14 protein-coding genes are annotated in these 16,036 nt (G+C 71.9%); 1 reads left to right on the top strand and 13 read right to left on the bottom strand.

Annotation, left to right across the window (positions count from 1 at the left end; genetic code table 11):
• Window positions 1–10 precede the first annotated feature (10 nt).
• The 8 genes from J2N69_RS24255 to J2N69_RS24220 form a co-directional block, all read right to left on the bottom strand.
• Window positions 11–661 carry a response regulator transcription factor gene (locus J2N69_RS24255; RefSeq protein ID WP_230902615.1) on the bottom strand — a complete coding sequence of 217 codons (651 nt, stop codon included), beginning with the start codon at window positions 659–661 and terminating at the stop codon, window positions 11–13.
• Entirely contained in the window at window positions 658–1,878 is a 1,221-nt protein-coding gene (locus tag J2N69_RS24250) for a sensor histidine kinase (protein ID WP_408056786.1), read from the bottom strand. Before J2N69_RS24250 ends, J2N69_RS24255 begins: the two co-directional genes overlap by 4 nt.
• Window positions 1,875–2,636: an ABC transporter permease gene (locus tag J2N69_RS24245; protein WP_230902614.1), complete on the bottom strand. Its 762-nt coding sequence runs from the start codon at window positions 2,634–2,636 to the stop codon at window positions 1,875–1,877. Before J2N69_RS24245 ends, J2N69_RS24250 begins: the two co-directional genes overlap by 4 nt.
• Window positions 2,630–3,568, bottom strand: coding sequence for an ABC transporter ATP-binding protein (locus tag J2N69_RS24240; RefSeq protein WP_127909475.1), 939 nt, complete (start codon window positions 3,566–3,568; stop codon window positions 2,630–2,632). The genes J2N69_RS24245 and J2N69_RS24240 overlap by 7 nt, the downstream gene beginning before the upstream one ends.
• 149 nt (window positions 3,569–3,717) lie before the next feature.
• Window positions 3,718–5,886 carry a hypothetical protein gene (locus J2N69_RS24235; RefSeq protein WP_230902613.1) on the bottom strand — a complete coding sequence of 723 codons (2,169 nt, stop codon included), beginning with the start codon at window positions 5,884–5,886 and terminating at the stop codon, window positions 3,718–3,720.
• 164 nt (window positions 5,887–6,050) lie between these two features.
• Window positions 6,051–6,419, bottom strand: a complete 369-nt coding sequence (locus J2N69_RS24230) for a DUF6113 family protein (protein WP_230904849.1) — start codon at window positions 6,417–6,419, stop codon at window positions 6,051–6,053.
• A 128-nt stretch (window positions 6,420–6,547) separates the two neighbouring features.
• Window positions 6,548–7,486, bottom strand: a complete 939-nt coding sequence (mshB, locus tag J2N69_RS24225) for an N-acetyl-1-D-myo-inositol-2-amino-2-deoxy-alpha-D-glucopyranoside deacetylase (protein WP_230902612.1) — start codon at window positions 7,484–7,486, stop codon at window positions 6,548–6,550.
• 53 nt (window positions 7,487–7,539) lie between these two features.
• On the bottom strand, window positions 7,540–7,734 hold the full coding sequence (locus J2N69_RS24220) for a hypothetical protein (RefSeq protein ID WP_127909498.1): 195 nt from the start codon (window positions 7,732–7,734) through the stop codon (window positions 7,540–7,542).
• A gap of 147 nt (window positions 7,735–7,881) precedes the next feature.
• Here J2N69_RS24220 and J2N69_RS24215 point away from each other — a divergent pair, with 147 nt between their 5' ends.
• On the top strand, window positions 7,882–10,059 hold the full coding sequence (locus J2N69_RS24215) for a S9 family peptidase (RefSeq protein WP_230902611.1): 2,178 nt from the start codon (window positions 7,882–7,884) through the stop codon (window positions 10,057–10,059).
• 14 nt (window positions 10,060–10,073) lie between these two features.
• Here J2N69_RS24215 and J2N69_RS24210 read toward each other — a convergent pair whose 3' ends face one another.
• From J2N69_RS24210 to J2N69_RS24190, 5 genes are all read right to left on the bottom strand, one after another.
• Window positions 10,074–11,114, bottom strand: a complete 1,041-nt coding sequence (locus tag J2N69_RS24210) for an ABC transporter ATP-binding protein (RefSeq protein WP_230902610.1) — start codon at window positions 11,112–11,114, stop codon at window positions 10,074–10,076.
• The gene (locus tag J2N69_RS24205; protein ID WP_230902609.1) at window positions 11,101–12,135 is read right to left on the bottom strand and encodes an ABC transporter ATP-binding protein; all 1,035 of its coding nucleotides are present in this window, start codon (window positions 12,133–12,135) and stop codon (window positions 11,101–11,103) included. The genes J2N69_RS24210 and J2N69_RS24205 overlap by 14 nt, the downstream gene beginning before the upstream one ends.
• A gap of 5 nt (window positions 12,136–12,140) precedes the next feature.
• Window positions 12,141–13,109, bottom strand: coding sequence for an ABC transporter permease (locus J2N69_RS24200; protein ID WP_230902608.1), 969 nt, complete (start codon window positions 13,107–13,109; stop codon window positions 12,141–12,143).
• Window positions 13,102–14,025 (bottom strand): ABC transporter permease, encoded by a 924-nt coding sequence (locus J2N69_RS24195; protein ID WP_230902607.1) that lies wholly within the window; start codon window positions 14,023–14,025, stop codon window positions 13,102–13,104. The genes J2N69_RS24200 and J2N69_RS24195 overlap by 8 nt, the downstream gene beginning before the upstream one ends.
• Window positions 14,026–14,095: 70 nt before the next feature.
• Entirely contained in the window at window positions 14,096–15,724 is a 1,629-nt protein-coding gene (locus tag J2N69_RS24190) for a peptide ABC transporter substrate-binding protein (RefSeq protein ID WP_230902606.1), read from the bottom strand.
• Between the last annotated feature and the right edge of the window lie 312 nt (window positions 15,725–16,036).

Genomic DNA, 16,036 nt, shown 5'->3' with positions numbered 1-16,036 from the left:
CCGCCTTCCGTCAGAGCCAGCCCTTGTCGCGGGCTGTCCTGACCGCCTCCGCGCGGTTGCGGACGGCGAGCTTCTGTATGGCGGTCGAGAGGTAGTTGCGGACCGTGCCCTGGGAGAGGTGCAGGGCGGCGGCCAGCTCGGCGTTGGTGGCCCCGCCGGCCGCGGCCCGCAGCACCTCGCGCTCGCGGTCGGTGAGGGGGTTCGCGCCCTCCGCGAGGGCGGCCGCCGCCAGCGTCGGGTCGATGACCCGCTCCCCCGCGAGGACCTTGCGCACCGCCGCCGCGAGCTGGGCGGCCGGGGCGTCCTTGACCAGGAAAGCGTCGGCGCCGGACTCCATGGCGCTGCGCAGGTAGCCGGGGCGGCCGAACGTCGTGAGGATCACGATCTTCACCTCGGGGCAGGCGGCGTGCAGTTGGGCCGCCGCCTCGATGCCCGTGCAGCCGGGCATCTCGATGTCGAGCAGCGCCACGTCCACGTCGTGGGCGCGGGCCGCCGCGAGCACCTCGTCGCCGCGGGCCGCCTGGGCGACCACCTCGATGTCCGGCTCCAGGCCGAGCAGCGCCGCGAGGGCCTCGCGGACCATCGACTGGTCCTCGGCGAGGAGCACCCTGATCGTCGCGCTCCCGTCCCCTGCCACCGCGTGGCCGTCCTCGCTGGTCATGAGGGCGATCCTACGGTCGCCCCGGCCAGCGGGACGCGGGCCGCGAGGCGGAAGCCCCGGCGGCCCGCCGGACCCGTCTCCAGGGCGCCGCCGACCGCCTGCACCCGCTCCGCCAGGCCCGTCAGGCCGTTGCCCGCGGCCGCGCCCGAGCCGCCCACGCCGTCGTCCTCCACAGAAAGTTCCAGGAGCGGCCCCGTGAGGGTCTGACGGGCCGTGAACGCCACCGTGCAGCGTCCGGCGCCGCTGTGCCGCACGACGTTGGTCACGGCCTCCCGCAGCGCCCAGGCGAGCGCCGCCTCGCCGTCCTCGCCGGGCAGTTCGGCGGGGACCTGGAGCGGGACGTCCGCCTCGATGCCCGCGGCGGTCAGCGCGGTGCGGGCCCCCGCCAGCTCGCCGGCCAGGGTGCGCCTGCGGTATCCGGAGACGGCCTCGCGCACGTCCACCAGGGCCTGGCGGCTGACCTGTTCGATGTCGGCGACCTGCTGGGCGGCCTTGTCGGGGTGGTCGGGGAGCATCCGCCCGGCCAGTTCGCTCTTGAGCGTGATCAGGGAGAGCGAGTGGCCGAGCAGGTCGTGCAGGTCCCGGGCCAGCCGCAGCCGCTCCTCGTTGGCGGCGAGCTGGGCGACGGTGGCCCGTGCCTGGCGGAGCTGGATCGCCGTACGCACCAACTGCCGTACGCCGCTCATCGCGAAGCCGATGAGGACGTTGAGCACCGCGAGGTTGCCGAGGAGGTCCTGGAGGTTGTCGGTGCGCAGGCCCACCCCGATCAGCGCGGCGGTGACCGCGAGGATGGTCCAGGCCGCCTGGCGCACCGGCAGCACCGCGCCCGCGGCCACGGAGACGTAGACGAAGAGGCCCAGCCAGTTGGTGCCGAAGCTGAACGCGAGGACCACCGCGAGGGCGAACTGCGCCGCCAGCCAGCCGTGCACCCGGCCCCAGTCGAGCACCCGTGAGGTGTACCGGAAGACGAGCGAGAGGTAGCAGACCACGAAGACCGTCAGGCCCAGCGAGCCCAGCGCCGTGGCCGCGGCGCCGCGCTCCGCCGTCAGCAGGTCCCGCACGGGGCTCGCCAGGAAGACCAGCCAGATGCCGATCCACAGGGACTTGGCGAGGATCTGGCGGCGGTCCCGGACGGGCTGGCCGAAGGTGTACAGCGGGTGGGCCTCTTCGAGGCGGTCGATGGCGCGCGTGTTCTCGGCGCGGGGGGTCTCGCTCACGCCTTCAGTGTGTCCTTCCGGTACAGCCACGCCGCGCCGCCCGCGAAGAGGAGGAAGTAGGCGACCAGCAGGGCGACGTCCTTCGCGTGCGGGGCGCCGCCCGCCTCGATGGCCTGTCCGAGGGCGGCGTACGCGCGGGTCGGCAGCCAGGACGCGACCTCCCGCAGCCACTGCGGGAAGGTCGTCGTGGGCATCCACAGGCCGCCGAGGAGCGAGAGCCCGAAGTAGACGATCATCGTGATCGGACGGACCGCGTCACCGGTGGCGAGATAGCCGATGGCCACGCCGAGCGCCGCGAAGCAGAGGCTGCCCGCCCAGATGGCGGCGGTCAGCGCCAGCCACTGCCAGGCCTCGAAGCGGACGTCCTTGAAGACCGCGGCGACGACGAAGACCACGACGATGGACGGCAGGCTGACCACGGCCGCGCTCGCCGTCTTGGCGAGGACGTAGCCGCGGCCGGGCAGCGTCGTCAGGCGCAGCTGCCGCACCCAGCCGCTCTCCCGCTCCTTGGCGATGCGCTCGCTGTTGCCCATCAGTACGGCGGTGAGGGCGCCGAAGGACGCCATCGAGACCATCAGATACGCGGGCAGGGACAGACCCGAGCCGTCGTCGACCTGGTCCGAGCCGCTCTGGCTGCCCGCGATGATCAGGAACAGCAGCGAGGGATAGATGACGGAGAAGAAGAGGAATTTGCGGTTGCGCAGGGCGCGGGTGATCTCCAGCCGGACCAGGGCCCACGACGTCAAGGTGTTCAGCATTGCGACGCGGCCTCCTCGGCCGCGGTGATCGCCACGAAGGCCTGCTCCAGGCCCAGACCGGCGACTTCGAGGTTGTAGGGGTAGACGCCGAGCCCGTACAGCGCGTGCACGGTCGCGTCGGCGTCGGTGGACTGGAGGCGGACCGTGCGCCCGGCGACGTCCAGCGAGGTCAGGAACGGCAGTTCCCGGAGCCGGGCGGCCAGGTCGGCGTCGATCTCCGCGAGGTCGAAGGAGACCTTGCGGGCGCCCGCCTTCGCCTTGATCTCGGCGGCGGTGCCGTCGGCGAGGAGGCGGCCGCGGTGCAGGACGAGGACGCGGTCGGCGATCGCGTCGGCCTCCTCCAGGTAGTGCGTGGCGAACAGGACCGCGCGGCCCTGGTCCGCCTGCTCCCGCATGGTGGCCCAGAAGGCCTGGCGGGCGGTGACGTCCATGCCGGTGGTCGGCTCGTCCAGGACGATGAGGTCGTTCGCGCCGGCCGTGGCGAGCGCGAAGCGCACCCGCTGCTCCTGGCCGCCGGAGAGCTTGTCGACCTTGCGGCCAGCGATCTCGGTGATCCCCGCGCGGGCGAGCACGTCGCTCACGCGGTGGCGCCTCGGGTGCAGGGCGCAGGCCAGCTCGACCAGCTCGCGCACCGTGACCTCGCCCATCAGGCCGCCGCTCTGGAGCATGGCGCCGACCCGGCCCTCGGCGATCGCCTCGCGCGGGCTCGTCCCGAAGACGCGGACGGTGCCGCTGTCCGGGCGCCGCAGGCCGAGCAGCAAATCGAGGGTGGAGGACTTGCCCGCGCCGTTGGGGCCGAGGAGCGCCACCGTCTCGCCGGGGCGCAGGTCGAGCGTGAGGCCGTCCACGGCGCGGACGTCGCCGTAGGACTTGGTCACCCGCTCGAAGCTGACCGCGCTGGTGGCCACGGTGGGTGCTGAGGTCGTCGTCATGTCGACCATCGTGGCAAAAGCGCAGGTGGGGGTGGCAGTGCCGGGAGTGATGTCTCCGGGATGACAGATGTCATGCGGGAGGCCGGACGGTTCGCCCGGTCACCCGGGCGGGCCGTCCGGCCTCTGCGCGACGCACTGACGTACGAGGGTCAGTCGGCGTTGGTCTCGATCACCCCGACGCGCTCGGCGGGCGTCTTGCCGACCAGCGCCTTGTTCATGGCGCCGGCCACGTCCGTGGGCTGGACGGGCGTCTTGTCGCCGGTGCCGCGCTGGATCAGGACGCCGTCGAAGACGTTGCCGTACAGCTTCTTGAGCTCTTCGAGGTTGTAGTACGGCTGGAGGGTGCCGTGGTCGGTGGCCCTCGCCTCCAGGATCTTCGGCAGGGACCTCGCCGGGCCGAACGGGATCTCCCGGCCGCCCGCCTTGATGGTGACGTTGGCGGACATCGCCGGCTTCGCGAAGCGGGTCATGAACTTGTCGACCTCGGCCTTGGAGACCGTCGGCTTGCGAGTGGTGACCGGCACCTGGACGGCGCCCGCGCCGCCCGTCTCGACCTGCTTCTTGTACGCCTGGGCGACGGCGGTCGTCGAGGCGTCGGCGTCGATGCCCTTGCCGACCTTGCCGTAGACGGGAACGGCCTTGCCGGGCAGGAACTTGACGGTGCCGTCCTGCGCCGAGCCCGAGCCGCCCGCGGCGCGCTCCAGGGCGGCCGCCAGCTTCTCCTCGTCGACGGGCATGACCGGCTCGACGACGCGCTGGTTGCCGAGGAGCGAGCCGATCACGGTGACGGGGTTGTAGTCGCTGCCCGCGGCCGCGCGGACGGTGGCCTGGCTGTCCAGGGTCAGGCCGGCCTGGTCGGGCTTGAGCGTGACCGTTTCGCCGTCCACCGACAGCTTCAGCGGCTTGGTGACGCGCGCGCCGAGGGCGTCGTCGAGCTTTTTGACGGCCTCGTCACGGGTGCCGCCGCCGATGTCGACGCCGAGCACCGTGGTGCCCTTCGGCACGTCCGCGTGGTTCATCAACAGCCCTGCGCCGTACGCCCCGCAGGCCACGACGACCGCGGCGACCGCGAGGAGGACCAGTTTGTTGCGGCCCTTCTTTTTCTTCGCGGGCGCGGCGGGCGGCACGTCGGAGCGCACCGGGTCCGGCAGCTTCGGCGGGGTGTGCGCCATCGCGCCGTCACTCTGCGGCCCGACGGGGAAGGGCGAGTTGTCCTGCGTGGGCGGCACGACGGGGATACCGCTGGTCAGCGTGTCCCCGGAGACGTTGGTGCCGGGCGTCGGGGCGCCGGGGCCGCCGGGCAGGGAGCCGGGGCCGCCCGCGGGCGGACGGGGGCCACCGGGGGGCGGCGAGCCGGGCCCGGCCTTCTGCGGGGTCAGGATGGCGGTGTCGTCGCTCATGGCACCCGAACGCGGCGGGCCTCCCGCGGGGTTGCCGGAACCGCCGCCGGGGCCCGAGGGGCGGGCGCCGGGCGCGGCCATCGGGCTGTCGCCCGTCACAGGGCCGCCTGTGGGGCCAGCGGGGCCCCTTGCGTCCTGCGGGGCCTGGGAGCCCGCGGAACCGGCGCCAGGGCCGTGCGAGAAGTACGGCAGGTCGCCGCCCTGCGGGGGGCCCGAGCCGAGGGGGCCCGACGCCACGGCGCCGGACACGTCGAAGGAGCCGGAACCGGAGCCGCCCGGGGTGCCGGAGCCGCCCGGGGTGCCGGAGCCGCCCGGGGTGCCGGAGCCGCCCGCGCCGCCCGCACCGTTCGCCGCGGGCGCGCCGCCGCTCTCGCTCCGCGCGGGCCTGCGCGGCGCGAACCAGTCGCTGGTCTTCTCCTCGGAGCCACCGGAGCCGCTGGAGCCAGCAGGGCCACCGGAACCGCCGGTACCGCCCGCGCCGCCCGCACCGGAGGCCGGCCCGGCATCGCTGCCGGAACCGGAGCCGGAGCCCTGGGAGCCGGAGCCGCCGCTCGCGTGGGACGCGGCCGGGGCGCCGCCCAGGCCCGCTCCGCCCGCGTCCGCCGCGCCAGGGGCCCCTGGCGCGCCGTCACGGCGGCTCTCGTCGTCCGCCCGCGAGGCGTCGCCCCGGGAGCCGCCCTCGTCGCCGACGGGCGTCCGCATGACGACCGGCGGGATGGGCCGCGAGCCGGGGATGTTGATCCGGATGCGGGTGGTCAGCGTGGTCTGGGTCTCGGGTTCGCCGGGCCGCCCGCCGTCCGCGCCGCCGTCCGCGGCAGCGCCCTGCGCCGGGGAGCCGTACGGCGGCGTCCCCGAGGGGTAAGCGGCTCCACCGCGCCCCTGGGGCCCGGAGGACGAACTGTCAGTTTCACGACTCAAGGCAGGTTCTCCTGGTTGACTCCGCCGCCCGTCTCGACCTCGTCCGGGGTCCCCCCGGCCGGAGGTTGGGGAGGCTCGGCGGCCGCACCACCATACTGGCCGCCGTCGGCGCTGATCCTGTGACCGGCGTCAAACCCGTGCGCGACACGGGCTGAAGTGGTACGTCACTTGCCAAGTCGGGCGGCGGACGGGCCCGGTTGCGGCCGCTGACCGAGCGTGGCACACATCACAGCCACCGCCATGCCCCCGAACAGGAAGCCGTACGATCCGAGGCCCGCGCCGAAGAGGAAGTCCCCCTCGGGTCTGGTGGCGGTGAGCAGCATGACGGCGACCAGCCAGCCGGCGGCGGTCGCGACGGCCCCCGCCGTGTTGCCGAGGGCGCGCGCCCCGCCGTAAAAGGCGCCGGCGGCGCCGAGGAGCGCGAGCAGCAACCCGGCCGGGAAGAAGCCCCCTTGGACGAGCGCGCCCGCGGCACCGACGACGGCGCCGAGCACGAACAGCCCGGCGTACGCGGCGAGCCGCCCCGCCCTCAGGGGCTGTGCGAGGAAGCTGCCCGCGGGCGCCGCGGCGGCCGTCGGGGCCGCCGTGGAGGCGGAACCCGAGCTTCCGGGAGTCTTGTCGGGCCCGGAACCGGCGCCCGCCGACGCTCGAGATCGCGTACTCACAGCGCGGTCACCTCAGCCACATCCGTCACCCTTTCGAGCCCCGAGAAGAGATCGTGCTCGCGGACCGCGCTTGGTCCACGAGCGCCTTCCGGCGAGGTTTCTCCCCGTGCCAACTCGTAGTACTCCACCTCGAAGAGTGGCTGCGCGAGGTCGTTGGAGAGGACGAAGAGCGGCTCGGCCACCGTGATCTGCGTGGCGTGGGCGCGCATCGCCGCCGCTTTCGCCGCCGTGAAGGGCCTGCCGTCGATCTCCGTGGTGATCCGCTCGTCGTCGGTGACGCCGGGGACGTCCGTGACGGCGGCGGGGGTCGTGAACGGCGAGTGGGGCAGTTCCCGCGCCATGTGGCGGAACCGCTCCTCGACCACGGACCGCGGGACGCGGTTCCAGTAGATCTTCGCGATGGCGTGCGCCTGACCGAGGTCGCGGCGGAAGGCCGGCTCGGCCGCGAGGTCGGCGGCGCGCATGGCGACGCGGTGCGCCTGGATGTGGTCCGGGTGGCCGTAACCCCCGTCGGGGTCGTAGGTGATCAGGACCTGCGGGCGCACCTCGCGGATCACCTCGACGAGGTGGGCGGCCGCCTCGTCGAGGTCGGCCGACCAGAAGGCGCCGGGCCGGTGGTTCTGCTCGGTGCCCATCATCCCGGAGTCGCGGTAGCGGCCGGGGCCGCCGAGGAAGCGGTGGTCGGTGACCCCCAGCTCCTTCATGGCGGCGGCCAGCTCGCCGACGCGCCAGGGCCCCAGGGAGTCCTCGCGGTCGGCGGCGAGGTGGGCGAGCCCGTCCGGGATGACCTCGCCCTCCTCGCCCAGCGTGCAGGTGACCAACGTGACATGGGCGCCCTCGGCCGCGTACTTGGCCATGGTCGCGCCATTGTTGATCGACTCGTCGTCGGGGTGCGCGTGCACGAGCAGCAGGCGCCGGGCGGGCGGTTCCGTCATGGGACCACCCTACGAGGAGGGGGGCGGCCCCTCCCACGAGGACCGGGGCCGGGTCAGAACTTGATGTCGCCGATCATCCCCGCGACGTTCGTCGTCAGCTCGCTGATCGTCGGCGCGATGGACGAACTCGCCAGGTAGAAGCCGAGCAGCGTACAGACGACAGCGTGCCCCGCTTTCAGCCCTGACTTCTTGACCAGCAAGAAGACGATGATCGCCAGCAGCACCACCGCCGAAATCGAGAGTGCCACGGCGGTCACCTCCAAGTCGTTGCCGTAACCCAGTGCGGACGCCAGCAGGTTCATACCCACCAAGCGCTACGGATCATAACTATCCGTGCGGACGCATGACTCGGAGCACGGCAGCACAGGGGGGCGCATGCGGCCTAGGCTCTGGGGATGACCACCGAGAACCCCGGAATCCGCAGGCCCGACGAGAGCCCGGCACCACGGCTCTCCTTCCCGCGTCAGAGCGCCCGCACGCAGCGGTTCACCCTGGGCGCGCCCCGTGCGTTCACGGTGGCGCCCGACGGCTCCCGAGTGGTGTTCCTGCGCTCGCCGTCCGAGACCGACCGGACGCACCAGCTCTGGGTCCTCGACCTGGCGGACGGCATGGGCGAGCGGTTGGCGGCCGATCCGGGCCTGCTGCTGGGCGGTGCGCCCGAGCGGCTCTCCGCGCGGGAGCGGACGCGGCGCGAGCGCAGCCGGGAGGGCGGCGCGGGCATCGTGGGGTACGCGACGGACGCGGCGGTGGAGCTGGCGGCGTTCGCGCTGTCGGGCCGGCTCTTCACGGCGGAGCTGCGCGCGGGCACGGCGCGCGAACTGCCCGCCCGGGGCCCGGTGATCGACCCGCGCCCCTCGCCGGACGGTCTGCACGTGGCGTACGTCGCCGGGGGCGCCCTGCGGGTGACCGGTGCCGACGGCGTGGGCGACCGGGCGCTCGCGGAGCCGGAATCCGGCCACACGGGAACGGTCACGTACGGTCTCGCGGAGCATGTCGCGGCCGAGTCGATGGCGCGGCACCGCGGCTTCTGGTGGTCGCCGGACTCGACGCGGCTGCTCGTCGCGCGGGTCGACGACAGTCCCGTCCAGCGGTGGTGGATCGCGGACCCGGCGCACCCGGACCGCGAGCCCGCGAAGGTCGCGTATCCCGCCGCGGGCACGGCCAACGCGGACGTACGGCTGTTCATCCTCGGGCTGGACGGGTCGCGCACGGAGGTGGTGTGGGACCGCGTCCGCTTCCCCTATCTGGGTCGGGTGCACTGGTCGGCGGACGGTGCCCCGCTGCTGCTCGTGCAGTCCCGCGACCAGCGGAGCCAGTTGTACCTCGCGGTGAACCCCGGGGACGGAACGACCCGAATGGTGCATGCCGAGGAGGACGCCGACTGGCTGGAACTGTTCCCCGGGGTGCCGTGCTGGTCACCGAGCGGCAAGCTGGTGCGGATCGTCGACGAGGGCGGCGCGCGGGTCCTGGCCTGGGGCGAACGGCCTTTGACGGGAGCGCAGTTGCACGTCCGCGCGGTGCTCGACGTGACCGAGGAGGACATCCTCGTCTCGGCGTCGGCGGGCGAGGCGGCGGCCGATCCGGAGATCGGTGAGATCCACGTCCACCGGGTCAACGAGCTGGGCGTGGAGCGCCTCTCGCGGGAGCCCGGCGTGCACTCGGCGGTCCGCGCGGGCGGCGTCACCGTACTCGTCTCGGCCTCCCTGGAGCGGCCCGGCGCGTCGGTCCAGGTGCTGCGCGGCGGCAAGCGGATCGCCACCGTCGCCTCACACGCGCAGCGTCCGGGGCTCACGCCGCGCGTGACGCTGACCGAAGGGGGCACGCGGCGGATTCCGTGCGCCGTCCTGCTCCCCACCGATTACAAGGCGGCGGACGGGCCGCTTCCGGTCCTGCTCGATCCGTATGGCGGGCCGCACGGGCAGCGCGTCCAGCGGGCGCAGCACGTCTTCCTCACCTCGCAGTGGTTCGCCGATCAGGGCTTCGCGGTGGTCGTCGCGGACGGCCGCGGCACCCCGGGCCGCTCCCCCGCCTGGGAGAAGTCGATCAGGAACGACCTCACGCTCACCCTCGACGACCAGGTCGAGGCCCTGCACGCCCTCGCGGCGACCGGGGCGTACCCCCTGGACCTGGACCGGGTCGCGATCCGCGGCTGGTCCTACGGCGGCTACCTCGCCGGGATGGCCGCGCTGCGCCGCCCCGACGTCTTCCACGCGGCGGTGGTCGGCGCCCCCGTGACGGATCTGCGGCTGTACGACACCCACTACGAGGAGCGGTACCTCGGCGACCCGACCCGGACCCCGCAGACGTACCGCCACAACTCCCTGGTCTGGGACGACGGTCTGGTGGAGGCGGCCGAGCCGCACCGCCCGATGCTGATCGTGCACGGCCTCGCCGACGACAACGTGGTGGTGGCGCACTCGCTGCGGCTGTCCTCCGCGCTGCTCGCCGAGGGCCGCCCGCACGAGGTCCTGCCGCTGCCCGGGGTGACGCACATGATGGGGCGGGAGGACGTCGCGGAGAACCTGTTGCTGCATCAGGTGCGGTTCCTGAAGCGGTCGCTGGGGCTCGCGTAGGGGCCGCGCGGGCGCTACGGCACGACCTGCTTCTCCTCGGCGAAGTGGCAGGCCGAGTCGTGCGCCGCGGGGCCTTCCGTGTACCGGAACTCGGCGGGCACCGCGAGCGCGGGCACCTCCAGGGCGCACCGCTCCCGCGCCTTCCAGCAGCGGGTGCGGAAGCGGCAGCCCGAGGGCGGGTTCGCGGGCGAGGGCACGTCGCCGCTGAGGATGATCCGCTCCCGGTGCTCGCGCGCCTCGGGGTCGGGGACGGGCACGGCGGAGAGCAGCGCCTGTGTGTAGGGGTGCGTGGGGTGTTCGTAGATCTCGGCGTCCGTGCCGGTCTCGACGATCCGGCCGAGGTACATCACCCCGACCCGGTCGGAGATGTGCCGCACGATCGACAGGTCGTGGGCGATGAAGACGTAGCTGAGGTCGAACTGGCTCTGGAGCTGGTCCAGGAGGTTGATGACCTGGGCCTGCACGGAGACGTCGAGCGCGGAGACCGGCTCGTCGGCGACGATGACCTCGGGTCTGAGCGCGAGGCCGCGGGCGATGCCGATGCGCTGGCGCTGGCCGCCGGAGAACTGGTGCGGGTAGCGGTTGATGTACTCGGGGTTGAGGCCCACCACGTCCAGGAGTTCCTGGACCTTCTGCCGGCGTGAGCCCTTGGGGGCCACCTCGGGGTGGATCTCGAAGGGCTCCCCGATGATGTCGCCGACGGTCATGCGCGGGTTCAGCGAGGTGTAGGGGTCCTGGAAGACCATCTGGATGTTGCGGCGGACCGCCTTCAGGGCCCGGCCCGAGAGCCGTGTGATGTCCTCGCCCTTGTAGCGGATCTCACCGGCCGTCGGCCGCTCCAGGTTGACCAGCATCTTGGCGACCGTCGACTTGCCGCAGCCCGACTCCCCCACGATGCCGAGCGTCTCGCCCTGGTAGAGGTCGAAGTCGACGCCGTCCACGGCCTTGACGGCGCCGACCTGCTTGCGGACGACGACGCCCTGGGTCAGCGGGTAGTGCTTGACCAGGCCGCGCACCTGGAGGACGGGTTCGCGCCCGGGCTCACCGTGAGGCATCGAGCGTCTCCTTCCAGAAGTGGCAGGCGCTCCTGCGTTCCGCGACGAGGCCCTCGTACGTCACGTGCGCGAGCGGCGGTTCCTCGGTGACGCAGACGTCCTGGGCCATGGGGCAGCGGGGGTGGAAGGCGCAGCCGGGCGGGATGCGAGTGAGGTTCGGCGGCAGGCCCTTGATCGCGTAGAGGTCCTGGCCCTTCTGGTCCAGGCGCGGGATGGACGCGAGCAGGCCTCGGGTGTACGGGTGTGCGGGCGCCCGGTAGATCTCGTGGACGGGGGCCCGCTCGACGATGCGGCCCGCGTACATGACGGCGATGGTGTCGGCGACGTCGGCGACGACCCCGAGGTCGTGGGTGATGAGGATCAGGCCCATGTGCAGCTCGCGCTGGAGTTCCGCCAGGAGGTCCATGACCTGTGCCTGGACGGTGACGTCGAGGGCGGTGGTCGGCTCGTCGGCGATGATGAGCGACGGTTCCAGGGCCATCGCCATGGCGATCATGATGCGCTGGCGCATGCCGCCGCTGAACTGGTGGGGGTACTGGCCGACGCGTTCGCGGGCGGCCGGGATGCGCACCCGGTCCATCAGTTCGACGGCCTTGGCCCTGGCGTCCTTCTTGGACATGCCCCGGTGGACGACGTACATCTCGGCGAGCTGGTCGCCGACGCTGAGCACCGGGTTCAGGGACGACAGCGCGTCCTGGAAGATCATCGCCATGCCGGCGCCGCGGACCTTGCGCCGCTCATCCTCCTTGAGCTGCAGCAGGTCGCGGCCCTGGAAGAGGACCTCGCCCGCGGTGATCTTCCCCGGCGGTGTGTCGAGGATGCCCATGACGGCCTGGGCGGTCACGGACTTGCCCGAGCCGGACTCGCCGAGCACGGCGAGCGTCTCGCCCGCGGCGACGGCGTAGTCGACGCCGTTGACGGCCTTGGCGACGCCGTCGCGGGTCCGGAACTCGACGTGCAGGTCGCGTACTTCGAGGAGCGTGGTCGGCGCTTCGGTCAACGCCTCGGAAGCGGTTGCCATGGCGCCTACCTCAGCTTCGGGTCGAGGGCGTCGCGTACCGCGTCGCCGAGCATGATGAACGCGAGCACGGTGACGGCCAGCGCGCCGGCCGGCCAGAGCAGCATGTGCGGGGCGTTGCGGATGTAGAGGGAGGCGGCCGAGATGTCGATGCCCCAGCTCACCGTCGGCGGCTTCAGTCCGACGCCGAGGTAGGAGAGCGTGGCTTCGAGCGCGATGAACGTGCCGAGCGCGATGGTCGCGACGACGATGACGGGGGCGACGGCGTTCGGCGCGATGTGGCGCAGGAGCAGCCGGGAGTGGGAGGCGCCGAGCGCCCGCGCCGCCTGGACGTAGTCGTTCTGCTTGGCGGTGATGACCGAGCCGCGCGCGATGCGGGAGATCTGCGGCCAGCCGAGCAGCACCATGAAGCCGACCACGGGCCAGACGGTGGAGCTGGTCACCACGGACAGCAGGACGAGGCCGCCGAGGACGACGGGGATGGCGAAGAAGACGTCGGTGATCCGGGAGAGGATCGCGTCTCCCGCCCCGCCGAAGAACCCGGCAAGGCCGCCGAGGACGCTGCCGAGGAGGGCGACGCCGAGGGTGGCGCAGACGCCGACGGTGACGGAGACCCGGGTGCCGTAGACGACCCGGGTGTAGACGTCGCAGCCCTGTTCGTTGAAGCCGAAGGGGTGGCCGGGGGCGGAACCTTTCTGCGCGCGGGCGAGGTCGCAGTCCAGCGGGTTGCCGGTGGCGATGAGCGAGGGCCACAGGGAGATGACGACGAGGAAGACGATGATCAGGCCCGAGACGATGAAGACGGGGTTGCGCCGCAGGTCGCGCCAGGCGTCGGACCAGAGGCTGCGGGCGGGGCCGGTGCCGTCGGGGCCGGTGGGCGTCTTCTCCAGCGAGGTCGCCTCGCTCGCGGCGAGATCCATGGCGCCGCCCGCACCGGTCGCCGCGATCGCGCGCTCCGGCTGGTGGGGTTCAGGCATAGCGAATCCTCGGGTCGAGTACGGCGTACAGGAGGTCGACGATGAGGTTGGCCAGCAGGAAGACCAGGACGAGTACGGTCACGAAGCCCACGACGGTCTGGGTGCTCTGACGCAGGATGCCCTGGTAGAGCTGGAAGCCGACGCCGTGGATGTTGAAGATCCGCTCGGTGACGATCGCGCCGCCCATCAGCGCGCCCACGTCCGTGCCGATGAAGGTGACGACGGGGATGAGGGAGTTGCGCAGCAGGTGGCGGGTGATGACGCGGCGCCGGGGCAGTCCCTTGGCGACGGCGGTGCGGACGTAGTCGGCGCGCCGGTTCTCCGCGATGGAGGTGCGGGTGAGGCGGGTGACGTACGCGAGGGAGACCGAGGCGAGGACGAGTCCGGGGATCAGCAGTTCGTCGAGGGGCGCCTCGGCTGACACGGAGGGTCTGATGACGCCCCACCGGACGCCGAGCAGCAGCTGGAGCACGAGCCCGGTGACGAAGGTCGGCACGGAGATCACCACGAGGGTGAGCAGCAGTACGCCGGTGTCGATGGGCCGTCCGCGCCGCAGTCCGGTGAGGACGCCGAGGGAGATGCCGATGACGATCTCGAAGACGACGGCGACGAGGGTCAGCCGGATGGTGACGGGGAAGGCGGCCGCCATCAGCTCGGTGACCTTCTGGCCGTTGAAGGCGGTGCCGAAGTCGCCGACGAAGACGTTGCCCATGTAGGTCAGGTATTGCTGCCCCACCGGCTTGTCGAGGCCGAACTCCTCCTTGAGCCGGGTGGCCGTGGCGGGGTCGCATCTGCGGTCGCCGCACAGGCCCGCGACGGGGTCGCCCATCACGTGCACCATCAGGAAGATCAGCAGGGTGGCGCCGAAGAAGACCGGGATCATCTGCAGCAGACGCCGGATCACATAACGTCCCATGAGCGGCTCCGGGGTCGGGGGGCGCGGCCCGGCACGAGGTGCGAGGGGGCCGCTCCCGGCGTCTCAGCGGTCAGTCGACCTTGATCTGCTCGTACACCGGCACGCTGAACTGGTTCAGCGCGACGTCGGAGATCCGCTCCGAGTGGCCCGCGCTGCCGTTCTGGTACCAGAGCGGGATGGCCGGCATCTTCTCGGCGAGGATCTTCTCGGCCTCCTGGAATCTGGTGACGGCCTTGGCGTCGTCCGTCTCCGCGTTGGCCTCGTTGACGAGCCTGTCGAACTTCTCGTCGGAGAACTTTCCGTCGTTGGACGAGGCGTCCGTGAAGTAGTTCGGCTCCAGGAAGTTCTGGATCAGCGGGTAGTCCATCTGCCAGCCCGCGCGCCAGGGCCCGTCGAGCTGCTGCTGGGACGCCTGGCTGCGGAAGTCGGCGAAGGTGCCGACGGGGTTGCCGACGCAGGCCTTGTCCTTCCCCAGCGCCTTGTTGATGGAGTTGCAGACGGCGTCGACCCACTCCTTGTGCGAGCCGGTGTCCGCGTTGTACGTGATCCTCAGCCGGCCGCCGGGGATGCCGCCGCCCTCCTCGACCAGCCGCTTGGCCCGCGCGGCGTCGTACGCGCAGGCGTCGCCGCAGAGCCCCGCCTTGTAGCCGCCGTCCTTGCCGAGCACCGGGGAGGTCCAGTCGGTGGCGGGGGTGCGCGTCTTCTGGAAGATCGTCTCGGTGATCTGTTCCCGGTTGATCGCCATGGACAGCCCCCGGCGGACCTTCTCGCGGCCCGGCTTGCTCCACTCGCTGTCGTAGAAGGGGAAGGCGAGGGTCTGGATGATGCCCGCGGGAGTGTTGATGTACCGGTCGCCGAGGTCGCTCCCGGCGTTCCTGAGCTGCGCGGCGGGCACGTCGTCGACGAGGTCGAGGTTGCCGGCCATCAGGTTGGTGTAGGCGGTGTTGTTGTCGGTGTAGACCTGCATGTCCACCCCGCCGTTGCGCGCCTTGTCCTCACCGGGGTACGCGTCCCACCGGCGCAGGGACATCTGCGAGCCCTTGGTGTACGAGTCGACGGCGTACGGGCCGTTGCCCACGGGCTTGGACAACCAGGCGTCGTGGTCGTCGAAGAACGCCTTGGGCAGCGGGGCGAAGGTGGGGTAGCCGAGGGTGTCGGGCCAGGTGGAGAACTTCTGGGTGAGCTTGACGGTGAAGGTGGTGTCGTCGACGACCTTCAGCCCGGAGAGGGTCTTGGCGCTCGGCTCGCCCTTCTCCGGGTGGACCTTGTCGTATCCGTCGATGTAGCCGAAGAAGTACGCGTTCTTCTGGTTGTTCTCCAGGTGCGCGCCGTAGTTCCAGGCGTCCACGAAGGACCTGGCGGTGATCTTCTCGCCGTTGCTGAACGTCCACCCCTTCTTGATCTTGACGGTGAAGTTCTGCGCGTCCTTCGTCTCGATCGACTCGGCGACCATGTTCTTGGCCTCGCCGGTCTTCGGGTCGTACCGCTTGAGACCCCGGAAGATCATGGCGAGGATCTTGCCGCCCTGGACCTCGTTGGTGTTCGCGGGTTCGAGCGGGTTCTGCGGGTCGCCCCAGGAGGAGGTCACGATCCCGTCCGCGCCGCCGACGCCGCCGCTCCCCCCGCCGCCGCAGGCCGTCGCCACGAGGGCGACGGTCACCGCGCATGCGGCCCACCTGGCGTGCGTGGCTCCACGCATGGAGATCTCCTGTTCCGGGTTCCGGGCTGTCACCTGATCGAACCGGTCACGTATCGCCCAATATCACCGCGAGGAGAACGAACCGCACATTTACTCCACCCGTACGAGGCCGACCCGCCCCGGCCGGGCCCATCCGGATGTACGCATTCCGAGACGCTGGCGCCCGTATATCGGACTCATTGCCGTGTATGTCATGAATGACCTCCTTTTGTCCATCACGCATGATTACACGCAAGCAATGCCCCGGTATGGATTGAGCAAAGACACGGTCAAGGAAACCAAGAGCACCTCAAGGCGGACCAACATTCATTG

Source organism: Streptomyces huasconensis (assembly GCF_021028635.1).
GTDB classification, from domain to species: domain Bacteria; phylum Actinomycetota; class Actinomycetes; order Streptomycetales; family Streptomycetaceae; genus Streptomyces; species Streptomyces huasconensis.
Note: the sequence above shows the minus strand (reverse complement) of the source record. Positions and strands in the feature narration are given on the sequence as shown.